Source organism: Ligilactobacillus equi DSM 15833 = JCM 10991 (assembly GCF_001435735.1).
Classification (GTDB): Bacteria; Bacillota; Bacilli; order Lactobacillales; family Lactobacillaceae; genus Ligilactobacillus; species Ligilactobacillus equi.
Window position 1 is genome coordinate 1 of sequence record NZ_AZFH01000089.1, and the last position, 272, is coordinate 272.

Here is a 272-nt window from a genome sequence, read left to right on the forward strand (position 1 = left end):
GGTTAAACTCTAAATAAAAAAACTAAAAACCAAAAAAGGAGTCAAACCATGTTAAGCTACTTCAAGATTAATAGTAATGTTCAAACTTTTCAAGAGTTATTTTCCCAATACCGGCTACTTTTCGATAAATTAATTAAAAAGTATGTACCTCTTAAGTACCAAAATAGAAGGAATATCGAACATACTAAAATTTCTGATGCTTCAATCATGGCTATGATGTGCCTTAAAGTACAGTACCGTATATCATCTTGGATTAGTTTTTACCGCTTATT

1 pseudogene is annotated in these 272 nt (G+C 29.8%); it reads left to right on the top strand.

Features of this window, described 5'->3' with window-relative positions:
• Positions 1–48: 48 nt before the first annotated feature.
• Positions 49–272, top strand: a pseudogene (locus tag FC36_RS12490) (IS982 family transposase); the annotation flags it as partial.